The organism is Actinomycetospora rhizophila (assembly GCF_042657905.1).
Lineage (GTDB): Bacteria > Actinomycetota > Actinomycetes > Mycobacteriales > Pseudonocardiaceae > Actinomycetospora > Actinomycetospora rhizophila.
The window spans coordinates 313,473-329,328 of sequence record NZ_JBHSKG010000005.1 but is presented as its reverse complement, the minus strand read 5'-3'; the positions used below and the strand labels follow the sequence as shown (position 1 = coordinate 329,328).

The 15,856-nt window shown below is 71.1% G+C and carries 12 protein-coding genes; 3 read left to right on the top strand and 9 right to left on the bottom strand.

Translation table 11 applies throughout. From position 1 onward, the window contains the following. Positions 1–89 precede the first annotated feature (89 nt). Entirely contained in the window at positions 90–1,724 is a 1,635-nt protein-coding gene (locus ACFPK1_RS12905; protein ID WP_378021323.1) for a flavin-containing monooxygenase, read from the bottom strand. A gap of 407 nt (positions 1,725–2,131) precedes the next feature. Next, complete coding sequence (gene paaZ / locus ACFPK1_RS12900; RefSeq protein ID WP_378021322.1) at positions 2,132–3,694, bottom strand: phenylacetic acid degradation bifunctional protein PaaZ; 1,563 nt, start codon at positions 3,692–3,694, stop codon at positions 2,132–2,134. 267 nt (positions 3,695–3,961) lie between these two features. Here paaZ and ACFPK1_RS12895 point away from each other — a divergent pair, with 267 nt between their 5' ends. The 3 genes from ACFPK1_RS12895 to ACFPK1_RS12885 all read left to right on the top strand — a co-directional run bounded on the left by ACFPK1_RS12895 (position 3,962) and on the right by ACFPK1_RS12885 (position 8,152). Then, entirely contained in the window at positions 3,962–5,785 is a 1,824-nt protein-coding gene (locus ACFPK1_RS12895; RefSeq protein ID WP_378021321.1) for a sigma-54-dependent Fis family transcriptional regulator, read from the top strand. A gap of 47 nt (positions 5,786–5,832) precedes the next feature. Next, positions 5,833–7,014, top strand: a complete 1,182-nt coding sequence (locus tag ACFPK1_RS12890; protein ID WP_378021320.1) for an acyl-CoA dehydrogenase family protein — start codon at positions 5,833–5,835, stop codon at positions 7,012–7,014. Between the two features lie 106 nt (positions 7,015–7,120). Continuing rightward, positions 7,121–8,152 (top strand): alcohol dehydrogenase catalytic domain-containing protein, encoded by a 1,032-nt coding sequence (locus tag ACFPK1_RS12885; protein ID WP_378021319.1) that lies wholly within the window; start codon positions 7,121–7,123, stop codon positions 8,150–8,152. Between the two features lie 60 nt (positions 8,153–8,212). Here the strand turns inward: ACFPK1_RS12885 and ACFPK1_RS12880 are convergent, their stop codons facing one another. From ACFPK1_RS12880 to ACFPK1_RS12850, 7 genes are all read right to left on the bottom strand, one after another. Beyond that, a complete protein-coding gene (locus ACFPK1_RS12880; RefSeq protein ID WP_378021318.1) occupies positions 8,213–8,734 on the bottom strand; it encodes a pyridoxamine 5'-phosphate oxidase family protein in 522 nt (173 codons plus the stop codon). Between the two features lie 14 nt (positions 8,735–8,748). Beyond that, on the bottom strand, positions 8,749–9,879 hold the full coding sequence (locus ACFPK1_RS12875; protein WP_378021317.1) for a DUF3500 domain-containing protein: 1,131 nt from the start codon (positions 9,877–9,879) through the stop codon (positions 8,749–8,751). Continuing rightward, positions 9,876–11,057: a vWA domain-containing protein gene (locus ACFPK1_RS12870; RefSeq protein ID WP_378021316.1), complete on the bottom strand. Its 1,182-nt coding sequence runs from the start codon at positions 11,055–11,057 to the stop codon at positions 9,876–9,878. The genes ACFPK1_RS12875 and ACFPK1_RS12870 overlap by 4 nt, the downstream gene beginning before the upstream one ends. Continuing rightward, a complete protein-coding gene (locus tag ACFPK1_RS12865) occupies positions 11,054–11,917 on the bottom strand; it encodes an AAA family ATPase (RefSeq protein ID WP_378021315.1) in 864 nt (287 codons plus the stop codon). The genes ACFPK1_RS12870 and ACFPK1_RS12865 overlap by 4 nt, the downstream gene beginning before the upstream one ends. A gap of 77 nt (positions 11,918–11,994) precedes the next feature. After that, positions 11,995–14,442: a xanthine dehydrogenase family protein molybdopterin-binding subunit gene (locus ACFPK1_RS12860; protein ID WP_378021314.1), complete on the bottom strand. Its 2,448-nt coding sequence runs from the start codon at positions 14,440–14,442 to the stop codon at positions 11,995–11,997. Between the two features lies 1 nt (position 14,443). Beyond that, complete coding sequence (locus tag ACFPK1_RS12855) at positions 14,444–14,956, bottom strand: (2Fe-2S)-binding protein (protein ID WP_378021313.1); 513 nt, start codon at positions 14,954–14,956, stop codon at positions 14,444–14,446. After that, positions 14,953–15,834, bottom strand: coding sequence for an FAD binding domain-containing protein (locus ACFPK1_RS12850; protein WP_378021312.1), 882 nt, complete (start codon positions 15,832–15,834; stop codon positions 14,953–14,955). The genes ACFPK1_RS12855 and ACFPK1_RS12850 overlap by 4 nt, the downstream gene beginning before the upstream one ends. Positions 15,835–15,856 lie beyond the last annotated feature (22 nt).

The following is a 15,856-nucleotide window of genomic DNA, read 5'->3' as shown; positions in this document are numbered from 1 at the left end:
GCTCTCCTCGGCGACGCGGAACTGGTGACGCGGGGTGACGCCGACGGCCCCGGGAGCGGCCGGAGCCGTTCCCGGGGCCGTCGGAGGTGTCAGGCGAACTGGAACCCGGCGTAACCGTTGTCCTTCGCCTCGGCGTACTTGCTGCGGTACGAGGAGAGACCACCCGGGTAGTTCAGGCTCTGGATCGTCTTGCCCGGGATGTTGTGCCCCATGTACCAGGACTTCGCGAGGGGGAACAGCGTCGGCGAGACCAGCTCGTGGATGTGCTGGCTCCAGGCCTTGTCCGCCTCGGCCGTCGCCTCGATGCGCGTCTTCCCGGTCTCCCGGAGGTGCTCGAGCATCTCGATCACCATTTCGCCCTGGACCTCGGCGCAGGTCGGGCCGTTGCAGAATCCGGACGGGCTCTGCGGGCCGTAGATGAAGATCAGGTTCGGGAAGCCGGCCGTCATCATGCCCAGGTGGGCGTCGATCCCGGCGGCCCATTTGTCCCGCAGCGACGAGCCGTCCGTACCGCGGAAGTCGAGCTGGGTCAGCCCGCCGGAGACCGAGTCGAACCCGGTGGCCAGGACGATGATGTCGAACTCGCGCTCCTGGCCGTCCCGAGTCTTGATGCCGGTCGGGGTGACACGGTCGATCGGGTTCTCGCTGATGTCCACCAGGTGCACGTTGTCCTGGTTGTAGAGGTCGTAGTAGTTCTGCTCGAGCGAGGGTCGCTTGACGCCGAAGGGGTGCGGCGCCTCCATCGGGGCGAGCTTGTCGGCCAGCTCCGGGTCGTGGATGCGGGCGCGCACCTTGTCCCGCCAAAACGCGTAGGCGTGGTCGTTGGAGGCGGGGTCGAACAACGTGTCCTGGTAGACCCCGACCCAGAACTTGAACCCGCCGTAGTCCCAGGCCTTCTGGTAGCCCGCCGTGCGCTCGTCCTCGGGCAGGTCGACCGCGTTGGTGGGCAGGAAGTCGAAGTCGAAACCGGCGAACGCGCGGGTGCGGTCGTCGAACCGCTGCGGCAGGCCGGCCTTGATGGCGTCCTGCTCCTCGGGTGTCAGCTTCTTCTGGTGCATCGGCAGCGCCAGGTTCGGTGTCCGCTGGAACACCGTGAGGTCGGCGGCGTCGCGAGCCGCCTCCTGGATGACCTGCACGCCGCTGGCACCGGTGCCGATCACCGCGACGCGCTTGCCGGTGAAGTCGAGCCCCTCCTGCGGCCACCAGGCCGTGTGGTGCGAGACGCCCTGGAACGAATCGAGCCCCGCGATCTCGGGCACGTGGGGCTTCGAGGCGAATCCGACGCAGGGCACGAGGTAGGTCGCCCGCACGGTCCGGCCGTCGGAAGTGCTCACGACCCACTGGCGGCGTTCCTCGTCGAACTCGCCGCCGGTGACGCGCGTGTTGAAGCGGACGTCCTTCTTGATGTCGAGCTTCTGCTCGAGGAAGTCGAAGTACTGGCGGACCTCGCGCCAGTCCGGGTAGCGCTCGGAGTACTCCCAGTCCTTCCACAGATCGTCGCGGGAGAACTGGTAGATCGGACCCTCGGTGTCGACACGGGCACCCGGATAGCAGTTCCAGTACCAGATGCCGCCGAGGTCGGCGCCGGCCTCGTAGATCTTCACCGAGTAGCCGAGCCGGCGGAGCCGGTCGAGCTGGTAGATGCCGGCGAAGCCCGCCCCGATGAGGAGGACGTCGAGTTCTTCGACGGCGGTGTCGACTGCGGTGTCGTCGGTCGTACTCATGGTGCTCCTAGGGAGAATGGTGGTGACGGGAGCGCTCGTTGGCGTCGTGGGAAGTCTGTGCGGCGTGTGACCCCGTGCACTGTCCGAGAACGCGACACAGCGTCGGGTGATCACCGATCACCGAGATAGATCAGCGCGCATGAGCGCCTCGAAGACGTGCGCCGATCCCGCGAGCTCGGCCAGAACGGATGCGGCATCCGGATAGGAACTCGCCGTGAGCCCGTGCAACGCCCGTCTGACGGCGTAGTCGGCGCCATCGGTGTCCGCTGCGATGACGACCTGCCAGCGGTGTGCCGGGAACCGGACGGACGTGAGCGCGGTACCGAGTCGTCGGCGCAGGGCAGCGATCCTTCTGTCCTCTGTTCCGGGCGGAGGCGGGATGCGGAGCAGCGGGAGCGGGAGCCCCGTCATGGCCCGACCTGACCGGTGAGCGCGGCGAGCACGTCTGGGTCGGCCTGGACCGCGGTGCGTTGCATGTGATGCAGCACGCCCCGGACACCGCCCATCTCCTCACCACCACCGGCGCGTCCCGGTCCGCCGTGGACGAGGGTCGGCAGTGGGGACCCGTGTCCTGTGGACTCCTGGGCATTGGCCGTCGTCTGGACGAGGAACCGGCCGTGCCATGGGGCGAGCTCCAGCACGACCCGGCGGGCGATCTCCGGGTCCGCGGTGACGAGCGATCCGGCGAGGCTCCCTCGGCCGCGGGCGGCGAGGTCCACGACGTGCTCGACCGAGGCGTAGGGCAGCACGGTGCACACGGGCCCGAAGGCCTCGACGGAGTGCGGTTCCTCGAGGTCGGGGTCGGCGCCGTGCAGCAGGATCGGGGACAGGAAGGCGCCGCGCGTGTCGTCGGCGTCCACGGCAGCCACCCGGTCCGGGTCGCCGAACGCGACGGTTGCCGCCTTCCGCAGCCGCGTGATGGCGGCACGCACCTCGTCGCGCTGGTCGAGCCCGGCGAGGGCGCCCATCCGGACGTCGGGGTCGGCGGGGTTCCCGACCCGCACACCGCCGAGCCGATCGACGACGGCCTCGAGCACGGTCTCCTGGACGGCGGCAGGCACGAACGCTCGGCGGATTGCGGTGCACTTCTGGCCGGCCTTCACCGTCATCTCGGTGACGACCTGGTCGACGAAGAGGTCGAACTCCGCAGTCCCGGGCGCGGCGTCGGGGCCCAGGATCGAGCAGTTGAGGGAGTCGGCCTCGGCGTTGAAGCGCACCGCGCGTGCCGAGACCACGGGATGGTTCCGCAAGGCCAGCGCGGTGTCCGCCGAGCCGGTGAACGAGAGCAGATCCTGCTCGCCGAGGTGATCCAGCAGATCACCGACGCCACCGCAGACGAGCTGGACGGCGCCCGCCGGCAGCACGCCCGACGCCACGACCAGCTCGACGAGCCGCGCCGTGACGTAGGCCGTCGGCGTCGCCGGCTTGATGACGCTCGGCACGCCGGCCAGGAGTGACTGGGCGAGCTTCTCCAGCGGTCCCCACACCGGGAAGTTGAAGGCGTTGATCTGCACGGCCACCCCGCGCAACGGGACACAGACGTGCTGGCCGAGGAATGTGCCCTTGCCCCTGCCCAATGGCCTGGCCGCGTCCTCCACGAGGTACGTCGCATCGGGGAGCTCGGTACGTCCGAGGGCGACGTACGACTTGACGACCCCGAGGCCGCCGTCGACGTCGAAGCGCGCGTCGAACAGGGTGGCGCCGGTCCGCGCCGAGAGGGCGTAGAGCTCCTCCCGGTGATCGCGGAGATATGCAGCCAGCCGGTCGAGCAGGTCCGCGCGTTGCCGGAACGTCAGTACGCGCAGGGCCGGGCCACCGACCGTGCGCGCATGGTCGAGGACCGCGGCCATGTCGACGCCGGAAGACGAGACGCGCGCGACCTCCTCGCCGGTCACGGCGTCGTGCACCGGTCGCCCGGCGTCCTCGGGTGTCTGCCATCTGTCCTGGACGAAGCTGGGCAGGACCGTCATCGTCGTCTCCGTTCCGGCGCGGGCGACGACACCACCTCTCGCGACCCGAGAGGCGGGAGCCCGTGCCTGGGTGACGGCGGACGATGCAGGTCCGGCCGGGGGCGCTCGTGTCCCATCTCGCGACACCGGGGCGCGCCACATCGGCGTCCGGCGCGCGCGGTGAGATCGCACAGTGTCGCGTTTTCGGACAGTGACCTGGCCCATCGTCATGGTTGGTTGCCCCGATCACACTGGACCGGAGCCTTCGTCGACGGTGAGGAGGCAGCGATGAGCCGGACAGAGGACTCGGTGCGGCGCGCCGAACGAGAGCGGTTGCTGGCCACCCGCCTGCCGGCCGGCCCGGCCTCCGAGGTCGTCCGGGACGAGATCGTGTCCTCGTGGCGGCGGTGCCAGGTGGTCGGCGTGGTGCCGGAGGGCGCGGAGGTGCCCTACCGCCCGGAGTTCGAGCGGCCCCAGCGCCTGCGTCGTGCCGCGGACCCCGTCATCGACCAGCTCGCGGAGCAGCTCGACGACGGACCCATCTCGATCCTGGTCGCCGACTCCGACGCCCAGATCGTCGATCGCCGCGCAGGCGGACGGGACCTCTCGAAGGCCCTCGACGCGGCGTACGTCGCCCCTGGGTTCCTCTACGCCGAGGAGTTCACCGGCACCAACGGCATCGGCAGCGCTCTCGAGGAGCGACGGCCGTTCATCGTGTCCGGCTCCGAGCACTTCCGCGAGAACCTGCAGGAGTTCACCTGCATCGGCTCGCCGCTGGTGCACCCCATCAGCGGCACGGTGGAGGGCGTCCTCGACGTCACGTGCCGGATTGGCAACACCCACGAGGCCATCAAGCCGCTGGTGCTCAGCGCCGCCCGCGAGATCGAGGCTCGGATGTACGCCGACGCCTCGCGGCGCGAGCAGATGCTGCTCGAGCAGTTCCTGCGCGCGCGCCGGCGGGCCACGACCGCCGCTGTGCTGTCCCTCAACGAGGACGTCGTCATGGCGAACACCGCCGCCTCAGCCCTGGTCGACGTGTCCGATCAGGCGATGCTCTGGGAGTGGGCCTGCCAGATGCTCGGGGCCCAGGACGAAGTCGTCGGCGAGGTGCGTCTCGCCCGGGACGTCCTCGTGCAGGCCCGGGCCAGCCGCGTGGGCGAGCGCGGGTCGATGGCCGGGGTCCTGGTCGAGATGCGGCCCCGATCTCGAGTGACCACCCGGGCGACCGTCCTTCCCCGGCCGTCGACGAGCCTCTCCCCGTCGTCCGACGAGCCCCCGCTGAAGGGACGGAGCGTCGCGAGCGCCCGGCTGCGTGAGGACGTCGACACGGCCCTCGCCGCGGCCGGGCCCCTGCTGGTGTGCGGCGAGCCGGGCGCCGGCAAGCGGTTCGTGGCTGCCCACCTGCACCGCCGCCGCCACGGAGACACACCACTGACGGAGCTGGACGCCCGAGCCAGTCACGACACCTCCGACCAGTGGATCGAGCAGCTGCGCGACGCCCTGGCCGCCGAACAGACCGTGATCCTGCGGCGCATCGACCAGCTCGCGCCGACGCTCGCCGACGCGATGGAGAGGCTCCTCGAGGAGCCGGCCGCACGATGGCTCGTCGCGACGTCCCGGGCCCGCGGGGGCGACGGCGCGGCCGCACGGGTTCTCGACCACCTGCCGTTCTCGCTCACCGTGCCGCCGCTGCGCTACCGCACCGAGGACATCGCCGACCTGGCCGCCGACCTCCTCGTCCGGCACACGACCCACCGCCCCTTGCCGCGCCTGCAGCCCGGGACCTTGCGCACGCTGCGCTCGCTGGACTGGCCCGGCAACGTCCGCGAGCTCGACGGGGTGCTCGCCACCGCCGCCGGTCGCTCGCTCGGCTGCGACATCACCCACGAGCACCTGCCGCCCGAGTACCGGTCCACCTCGAACCGCACCGAGCACCGGTCCCTGCAGCGAGCCGAGCGCGACATCGTCCTCGAGGCCCTCGCCGAGACCCACGGGAACAAGCTCGCCGCCGCCGAACGGCTCGGCATCGCGCGGTCCACCCTCTACCGCAAGATGCGCATCCTGGGTATCGACGAGAACCACCTCCCGATGGCCCCCACCACATCCCTGTAGCGATTTCGGACGCTTCGAGGGCCTGCCCTCTCCCTAGCGTCGAGAGCATGTCCACGACTCCGTCGACGCCCGATCCCTCCGACTTCCTCGCCGTCGACGCCGGTCTCGACGACGACGAGCGCTCCATCCGTGACACCGTGCGCGAGTTCGCCGAGGAGCGCCTCGCACCCCACGTCGCGCAGTGGTACTCCGACGGCGGGCTGCCCGTGCGCGACCTCGCCGCCGAGTTCGGCAAGCTCGGCGTGTTCGGCATGCACCTCGCCGGCTACGGCTGCGCCGGCACGAGCGCCACCGCCTACGGCATCGCGTGCCGCGAGCTCGAGGCCGTCGACTCCGGGCTGCGCAGCTTCGTCTCGGTCCAGGGCTCGCTGGCGATGAAGGCCATCCACCGCTGGGGCAGCGAGGAGCACCGCCAGCAGTGGCTGCCCGCGATGGCCGCCGGCGAGGCCATCGGCTGCTTCGGGCTCACGGAGTCCGACGCCGGCAGCGACCCCGGCTCGATGCGCACCCGCGCACGCCGTGACGGCTCGGACTGGGTCCTCGACGGCACCAAGATGTGGATCACCAACGGCACCGCTGCGGACGTCGCCGTCGTCTGGGCGCAGACCGACGAGGGCATTCGCGGGTTCGTCGTGCCGACGGACACCCCGGGCTTCAGCGCGCCGGAGATCCACCGCAAGCTCTCGCTGCGCGCCTCGGTGACCTCCGAGCTCGTGCTCGAGGGCGTCCGGCTGCCCGAGGACGCGGCGTTCCCCGACGTGCGGGGCCTACGCGGCCCCCTGACCTGTCTGAGCGAGGCCCGCTTCGGCATCCTCGCCGGGGTCGTCGGCGCCGCCCGGAACTGCTACGAGACCGCACTGCGCTACACGCTCGACCGCCACCAGTTCGACAAGCCGCTGGCGGGCTTCCAGCTCACCCAGCGCAAGCTCGCCGACCTCGTCGTCGAGGTCAACCGGGCCGGCCTCGTGGCCCTGCAGATCAGCCGGCTCAAGGACGCAGGCACGCTGCACCACCACCAGGTCAGCTTCGGGAAGATGGCCAACGTCCGCGCCGCCCTCGAGGTCGCGCGCACCGCCCGCACCATGCTCGGCGGCAGCGGGATCACCCTCGAGTACCCGGTCATGCGGCACATGGCGAACCTCGAGACGGTCCTGACCTACGAGGGCACCGAGGAGATGCACGCCCTCTCCATCGGCCAGGCGGTCACCGGCCTTCCCGCCTTCCGCTGACTGTGTCGACACACAGCGGCATGCCGTGGAGCAGTGGCTCACACCAGCGACCACAGCTGTTCCGGCGGCGAGGATCGAGGGCACACAGCCGACCGAAGGAGTTCGCATGAAGGGCCTCGTCTACGACGGACCGAAGCAGATCGCGTACAAGGATCAGCCCGATCCGACGCTGCGCGAGGACACCGACCTCATCATGCGGATCACGCACTCGACGATCTGCGGCACCGACGCGCACATCATCGCGGGCGGTGTCCCGACCTGCGTGCCGGGCACCATCCTCGGCCACGAGGCGACCGGCATCGTCGAGGAGGTCGGCGCCTCGGTCAGCAATCTCAAGGCCGGCGACCGCATCCTCGCCACCTGCGTGAGCGCCTGCGGCTACTGCCGCTTCTGCACCGCCGGCATGTACGGCCAGTGCCTCACCGGCGGCTGGATCCTCGGGCACACCGTGAACGGCGTGCAGGCCGAGTACGCCCGCATCCCCTACGCCCGGAACTCGGCGTACAAGATTCCCGAGTCGCTGACCGACGAGCAGGTTCTCTTCCTCACCGACATCCTCGCCACCGGCTACGAGGTCGGCGTCCTGCGCGGCAAGGTCTCCCCCGGAGACACCGTCGTGATCGTCGGCGCCGGCCCGGTCGGGCTGAGCACCGCGCTGACGGCGAAGCTCTACTCACCGCAGAACATCGTCGTCGTCGAGCGCACCGCCGCCCGTCGCGACTTCGCCCTGAAGATGGGCGCGACGCATGCGGTCACCGAGGACGAGGTCCACGACGTCGTCAATCGGCTGACCGACGGGCTCGGCGCCGACGTCACCGTGGAGGCCGTCGGGTTCCCCGAGGCGTTCGAGCTCGCGTGCGACCTGGTGCGCTCCGGCGGACACATCGCCAACATCGGCGTGCACGAGGGTCCGGCGACGCTGCACGTCGAGAAGCTGTGGGCCAAGCAGATCACGCTGACCACGGGCATCCCGTCGGGCCTGACGATCCCGCAGCTGATGAACTCGATCGCCACCGGCGCCCTGGACGCCACGCCGATGATCACGCACCGGATGTCGCTCTCGGAGATGGAGCAGGGCTACGACACCTTCCTGCGCCCGGGCGAGACCGGCGCGGTCAAGGTCGTTCTCTCGGCCTGACCCGGCAGCCAACGCAACGACCCCCGACCCTACGCCGGTCGGGGGTCGTCGTGTACCGGCTCAGGGGCGCCCGAACGTCGCGATTGAGTCGACGCTGAACTCGAACAGGACGCGGCGCTCGTCGCGGTCCGGGTCTCGCAGCGCGTAGCCACCGGGCTGCTGGATGTACTTCGCCCACATCTTGTCGATCTGCGCGGTGACCCGCTCGCCCTCGTCGGGGTCGTCCTCGTGGACCTCCCGCGCGACCGTGCCTTTGATGCTCATCCAGTGGTACGGGTTGGCCGGGTTCATCAGCATGAACGTCGCCTGCGGGTTGTTCCGCAGCCAGTCGACCTTCTTGCGGTGGGACGCGAGGTTGAGCAGCACGAGGTCGCCCTCGTAGTCGAACCAGACCGGGGTCAGGTTCGCTCGCCCGGTCTTTCCGATGACCGCGATGACGGCGGTGATCGGCTCGTCGAGCAGGTGCTTGTAGACCGGGTCGAGATCGTCGAAGCTCGGCACCGCCGAGCGGTCGCCGACCTCGAACTGCCCGGCCTGCGTGCCGTCCGCGACGTCGCGGACGTTGGACACCTGGATGGCCATGCTGCATCCCCTCCTCAGGGGCCGTCGTGGAACTTCTGGCGGTGGCGGGCGAGGACGTCGTCGCCGAAGTCGTTCTCGGGGTCACGCCAGACGGTGTGGACGTGGTTGACGTCGCGCTGGGTGTTGTCGTACTCGACGAGCAGGTGCGGGCCCTGGAGCCGGTAGTAGTGCGGCTGACCGGGCTCTGTGCCACCCGCCCACGCGAGGTGGACATCGTGGAGTTTGTCGCCGGCGAACTTCTCGGCCTCACGGTCGGCGAGCTCGTCGGGGATGCGGTCGAGGTACACGCCGAGCAGCGCGCGCAGCTGGTCGCGCTGCTCGTCGCTCATGTCGGCGGCGGGCAGACCCTTGGGCGGGTCGGTGAGGCGCACGGCCTCGTGGTCCTCGGGCCGGACGCCGGCCTTCTCCTCCGCGCCGGAGTGCATGGCCGCGACACGGTCGGCCAGGCGCCGCTCGGTGAAGTGGCCGCGCCACACGTCGGGCAGGGCCATCAGCAGATCCCCGTCAGCGACGTGCGGCCGGTTCCCGCCGACGATGTCGACGGGTGCCACCGGCGTGAGCAGGGCCCGCGCGGCCGTCGGCTCGTCGAGGGAGCGCACGAGGTCGCGGGCGAGGTCCTCGGCACCCGCCAGGGGACGCAGGGGATGCGGCCCGAGCAGCGGCGACGACGCCGGGTCGGCGCCCAGGAAGAACGGGGTGCTCCCCCGGACCTCGCCGTCGACGACGACGTGCTGGATCGAGACGTGGTGCCCACCGAAGCGCCAGGACCACGGCGCGTCGCCGCCCGGCTCGCCGAAGACGCGCATCCAGTAGAGCTGCGGGTCCCGGCCGCGCTCGCGTCCCCAGTCGACGGTCCAGCCCTCGAGCTCGTCGAGGATGTTCTCCAGCCCCATGATCGTGGTCGCCGTGACGTAGCCCGCTCGCGAGGTCCCGGTTCGCAGCAGCTGCATCGCGAGGCTCTGCTGGGCCGGGCGCTGGCGGGTCAGCGGGAGCCCACCGTGGTCGGTCGGCGTGTAGTACCAGCGGTGGCGTTCGTCCTCCGACGGCCACGGGAACCAGGCGTCGGCGCGCTGCGCGTCGTCGAGGCCGTCCAGCCAGGCGCGGGCGGCCGCGGCCATGCGATCGGCGGCGTTCGGGTGCGTCACGGGGTCCTCCCGGTCGTCGGGGTCGGTCGGGGCTGGCGCGCCGTCGCGAGGGCGAGGCACAGCTGCTCGAGCGCGAGGAGGTTGTGCCCGGCCATGAGGACGTCGACGGACGGCAGGGCGGCGGCCATACCGCGCTGCAGCGGCCGGAAGCGCGGATCACCCTTCAGCGGGTTCAGCCAGAGCACGCGGTGGGCGATGCGATGCACGGCGCGCATCGCGTCGCCGAGGAGCTCGGGATCGTCGCGGTCGAGGCCGTCGGAGCAGACCACGACGACCGCGCCCCGCAGGGCACGGTGCCCGCCGTAGCGTTCGACGAGAGTGGCGAACGAGCTGCCGAGGCGGGTGCCGCCGTCCCAGTCGCGCACCGACGCGCTGATCCGGGCGAGCGCGGCGTCGACGGCCGGGCGGGCCATTTCGTCGGTGATGCGGTTCGCCTCGAGGCCGATCGTGAACACCTCGACGCGGTGCCCGGCGTGCCGCAGGGCGTGGGCGAACCGGAGCACGGCCAGGGCGTAGGGCGCCATCGAGCCGGATACGTCCACGACGAGGGTGATCGGCCGCTCGCGCCAGGGATGGCGCCGGCGAGCGAGACGGAGCGGCTCGCCGTCGGTGCGCAGGGCCGAGCGCAGGATGCCCCGGGTGTCGAGGTGCCGTCCCCGGGCCGCCGGAACGCGACGCCGTCCGCGGCGTCGGGGAAGCTCGGCGTCCAGACGGCGCACGAGCAAGGCCGCGCGGCGTTGCTCGACGGCGTCCATCGCGGCGAACGACTTCGCTTTCAGCACCCGCACGTCGCTCGGGGTCAGCCGCGCGTCGTCGGCCTCGTCCTCGAGCTGGTCGGCGGCACGGGTGCCGGGTGTGCCGGCCGACTGCTCCTCACGGTCCACCACCGGAACCGCGACGGGGTGCGGGACCTCGATGGTCGCTCCGTCGTCGCTCTCGCCGAGCACGGATCGCCGGAACGCCGCGTCATAAGCCGCGAAGTGCCGACGGTCGCCGACGAGCACCACGCGCCCCGCCCAGTAGAGGTCGCGCAGGCGCAGGACGTCGAGCTGATGCAGCGCCGACCAGAGCGCGGTGGTCTGTTCCGGCCCGACCGGGACGCCCCGCTCCCGCAGCTCCCCCGCGAGGTCGAGGCACGTGCGCATCGTGAGCTCGACGGCCTCCTCGGTGGTGCTCACGAGGCGGTGGGGACCAGCTCGTCGATGCGCTCGGCGATGCGTTGCTGGTCGTCGACGTCCTTGATGAGCGCGCTGAGCGTCGCCGCGGCGTCGTCCGGGGAGAGCGTCGCTGCGCCCACCATCTGCAGGGCGCTGGCCCAGTCGATGGCCTCCCCGACCCCGGGCGGGGCGCCGAGCACGGCCGCACGGATGCGGGCGACGCCGTCGGCGACCTGGCGCGCCAGCTCGGGAGCGATGTGCGGAGCACGCGCCAGCAGGATCCGGTACTCCCGCTCGGCGTCGGGGTGGGCGACCCAGTGGTAGAGGCAGCGGCGGCGCAGCGCGGTGTGCAGGTCACGCGTCCGGTTGGAGGTGAGCACCACCAGCGGCGGGGACGGCGCGGCGACGCGGCCGATCTCGGGGATGGTCACCGCGAAGTCGGCGAGGAGCTCCAGGAGGAAGGCCTCGAACTCGTCGTCGGCGCGGTCGATCTCGTCGATGAGCAGGACCGCCCGGTCCCCGGCCTCGAGCGCGGTGAGGAGAGGCCGTGGCAGCAGGTAGGCACGGGTGAAGACGTCGGCGGAGGACGACGAGCCGCCGGCCCGGACGTCGAGGAGCTGACGCGCGTAGTGCCAGTCGTAGAGGGCCTGGGTGGCGTCGAGGCCCTCGTAGCACTGGAGCCGGACGAGGTCGCGTCCGAGCAGCTGGGCCAGTGCCGCGGCCACCTCGGTCTTCCCGACCCCGTTGGCGCCCTCGAGCAGCAGGGGACGGTCGAGTCCGAGGGCCAGGTGCGCGGCCATGGCCAGCGCGTCGTCGGCGAGGTAGCCGACGCCCTCCAGCCCCTCGGCGAGCTCGGTCGGCGAACGGAAGGGGGACGGCAACGGAGGTCCTCCGAGGTCGGAATGATCGGGAGAGGGAGCCGGGCGCGACGGTGCGGTTCCGTCGCGCCCGGCAGCTCTCACTGCTTGCCGTGCAGGGCGTCCTGGACGGTCTGCACGATCACCGACGGCCGGACGGGCAGCTCGCGCACGTGCATCCCGTACTCGGCCAGGGCATCGTCGATCGCGGCCGAGACCACCGACGGGGTGACCATCCGGCCGCCCTCGCCGCCGCCCTTGATCCCGTACTCGGTGTACGGCGACGGGGTCTCGACGTGGCCCATCCGGAAGGTCGGCACCTCGGTCGCCGACGGTACGAGGTAGTCCAGGAACGTCGCGGAGTTGAACTGGCCCTCGGCGTCGTAGGCGAGCTCCTCGTACAGCGCGGTACCGAGACCCTGGGTCGAGCCGCCGGTGACGTGGCCGCCGAGACTCTTCGGGTTGACCACGGTGCCCGCGTCGTGCACGGCCACGTAGTCGAGGAACGAGGTGCCCCCGGTGTCCGGGTCGACCTCCATCACCGCGATGTGGCAGGCGTGCCCCATGATCGGGTAGAAGACGCCCAGGTCCGTGCGGTCGGCCGACGGCAGCGTCGTGTACGGGTGATCGTAGGTGTAGGCCTCCTCGAGGCCGCTCTCCATACCGGGCGGGAGGTTGAGCGCGAAGAAGTAGGCCGATGCCGCCAGCTCGGGGATGCCCATCGAGCGCTCGGGGGCACCGACCACCTGCACCTGGCCGTCGACGAGCTCGAGGTCGTCGGGCGAGACCTCGAGGCTGTGCGCGGCGATGTCGATGAGCTTCTTCTTCAGCTTCCGCGACGCACCACGCACGGCGCCGGCCACCATCACCGTGTACCGGCTGCCGCCGGGTCCCGTTCCCGGGAGCGCTCGCGACGTGTCGGCGTAGGAGACGTTGACCGACTCGGGTTCGACGCCGAACTCCTCGGCGAGCACGGTCGTGGACACGGTCTCGGGGCTGTTGCCCCACATCGCCTGGCAGTGCAGGAGCAGCTGGAACTGTCCGGCCGGGTCGATGGTGATCGTCGCGCTCTCCGGACTGGAGGTGATCGGGAACGCGGGCTCGTCGAACCAGAACCAGAACTCGGTCGACGAGAACACCGACCGCTCCTGGGTGGTGGCGATCCCGATCCCGATGTAGCGGCCCTCCTCCTTGCGGAGGCGCTCCTTCTCCTTGCGCCAGTACGCGACGTCGATCATCCCGAGCGCCTTGTCCAGTACCTGGGGGTAGTCACCGCTGTCGTAGACGTTCCCGCAGGGGATCTTGTAGGGGAACTCGTCCGGCATGATGAAGTTCCGCCGCCGGATCTCCTCCGAGGCGAGACCGAGCTTCTTCGCGCCCTGCTCGACAAGGCGCTCGAGCACCCAGTTGTGCACCTCGGAGCCGAAGCCGCGGTAGGCGCCCTGCTGGCACTTGTTGGTCAGCGCGGCACGCAGCTTGTAGCGCAGATCCCGGAACCGGTAGGGCCCGGTGCCCTGCGAGAGCGCGTTGCCGTGGGTGCCGACCCCGAACTGGAGGTAGGCGCCGTAGTCGTCGACGACGTCGACGTCGAGGCCGGTGATCATCCCGTCCTCGGTGAACCCCATCCGGGCCTCGTAGTAGCGGTCCGAGGCGTGGTGGTCGGAGTTCATAAGGTGGTCGAGGCGGTCCTCGACGTAGGAGACGGGCCGGCCCGTGCGCAGTGCGAGGAACGCGGCGAGCGTCGGCACCTTGTGCGCGGTGAACTTGCTGCCGAAGCTCCCGCCGGCCGCGACGGGCTGCATCTTGAGCTTGTTCGAGGGGATGCGCAGCGCGCCGGCGACGAGGAACTGCAGGTAGCTGAAGTTCAGGGAGTTGCAGTAGACCTCGAGGACGCCGTTGGTGCCCGGGCGGGCGATCGCGCCGCTGGTCTCCATCGGCATGCCGGCCGAGCGGCCCCAGTGCAGGGTCTCCTCGACGACGAAGCTCGCGTCGTCCATGGCCTTCGTGATGTCGCCGAACTCGAACGTGCGCTCGTACCCGAGGTTGCTGCCGTGCTCCTCGTGGAGCAGGGCGGCGTCGTCGGCGAGGGCTGCGTGCGGGTCGGTCACCGCCGGCAGATCGTCGAACTCGACCTCGAGGGCCTCGATGCCGTCCTCGGCGACGTAGCGGCTCTCGGCCACGACGACGGCCACGCACTCCCCGACGTAGCGGACCTTGTCCACGGCGATCGGGTACTGGGCGATCGTCGGCGGCCCGAAGTTCATGCAGGGGTTCATGTGGGCCTTGCAGTCCTCGCCGGTGATCACGGCGACGACACCGGGGATCGCCTCGGCGGCCGAGGTGTCGATCGAGACGATGCGCGCGTGCGGCAGAGGGCTGCGCAGGATCGCCGCGTGCAGCAGCCCCTGCATCTTCATGTCGGCGATGTAGCCGCCGCGGCCCACCAGCAGCCGGGGGTCCTCGACGCGCTTGCGGTCCGTGCCGATGTACTTGTAGGCGGGCTTGGTGCCGCCGTGCGTGACGGCCGTCGGCTCCTGGGTCGCGGTCATCTCAGGCCTCCCCGGCGAGCTTGCGGCCGGCGTTCTGCACCGCGTTGACGATGTTCTGGTAGCCGGTGCAGCGGCAGAGGATCCCGGAGATCTCGCGGCGGACCTCCTCGTCCGTGCGCTCGCGGCGCTCGCCGAGCAGCTCCTTGCAGCGCAGCACCATGGCCGGGGTGCAGAACCCGCACTGCAGACCCTGCTCCTCGGCGAAGCTCTGCTGGATGGGGTGCAGGTTGTTCTGGTCCGCCGACAGCGACTCGACGGTCTCGACCTCGTGACCGCGAGCCTGCACGGCCAGCATGAGGCAGGAGCGGACCGACTCGCCGTCGAGCAGGACCGTGCAGCAGCCGCACACGCCGTGCTCGCAGCCGAGGTGGACGCTGACCAGGTCCAGGTCGTCGCGCAGGAAGTCCGACAGCGTCGTGCGGGTGGACACGGCGCGCGTGACCTCCCGCCCGTTGACCCGCAGCGTGATGGTCCGGGTGTCGGAGGCGATCGCCGGGTTCTCGGCGGTGGTCACGAGGAGCTCCTGTTCTGCGCGTCGGCCGCGGCGGCCGCGACGGCGCGGGAGACGACGGTGGTGGCGAGGTGCCGGCGGTAGGTGGCGGTGGCGTGCATGTCGTCGCCGACGGTCACCGACTCGGTGATGAGCCCGGCGGCCTCGCGGATCGCCTCGGGCGTGACGTCGCGCCCGACGAGGGCCTCCTCGACGGCGCGGGCCCGGACCGGCTCGGTGGTGATGCTGCCGACGCCGACGGCCAGATTCGCGAAGCGCCCGGAACCGTCGACCTCGGCGACGGCCCCGGCGGAGGCGAGCGCGAAGTCGCCCTCGCGCCGGGCGAACTCGACGAAGGCCGATCCGGCGGACGGCGCGGTGACCGGGTAGCGGACCGCGACCACGAGCTCGTCGGGCTCACAGCTGTTGGTGAGGAAGCCCTGGAAGAAGTCGGCGGCCGGGATCTCCCGCTCGCCCCGCTCGCTGCGGACCACAACGACCGCGTCGAGCGTGATCGCGGTGCACGGGAGCTCCGCCGCGGCGTCGGCGTGCGCGATGCTGCCCCCGACGGTCCCCCGGTGCCGGTTCTCGATGTGGCCAATGTGCGGCATGGCCGCAGCGATCAACGGGACGGCGGCCGCGGCCTGCGCGTCCGCCTCGAGGACGGACTGGCGGACCCCGGCGCCAATCTCGAGGACACCGTCGGTACGGGTGATGCGCTGCAGGTCGGTGACGCCGTTGATGTCGATGAGCACGTCAGGACCGGCCAGCCGCATGTTGAGCATCGGCATGAGGCTCTGGCCCCCGGCGAGCACCAGGGCGTCGAACTCGTGCTGGGTCTTGAGCGCGACCGCTTCGTCGAGGGTCTCCGGGTCGCAGTACAAGAACCGAGGCGGCTTCATCGCCACGTCCCCTCGTCGTGTG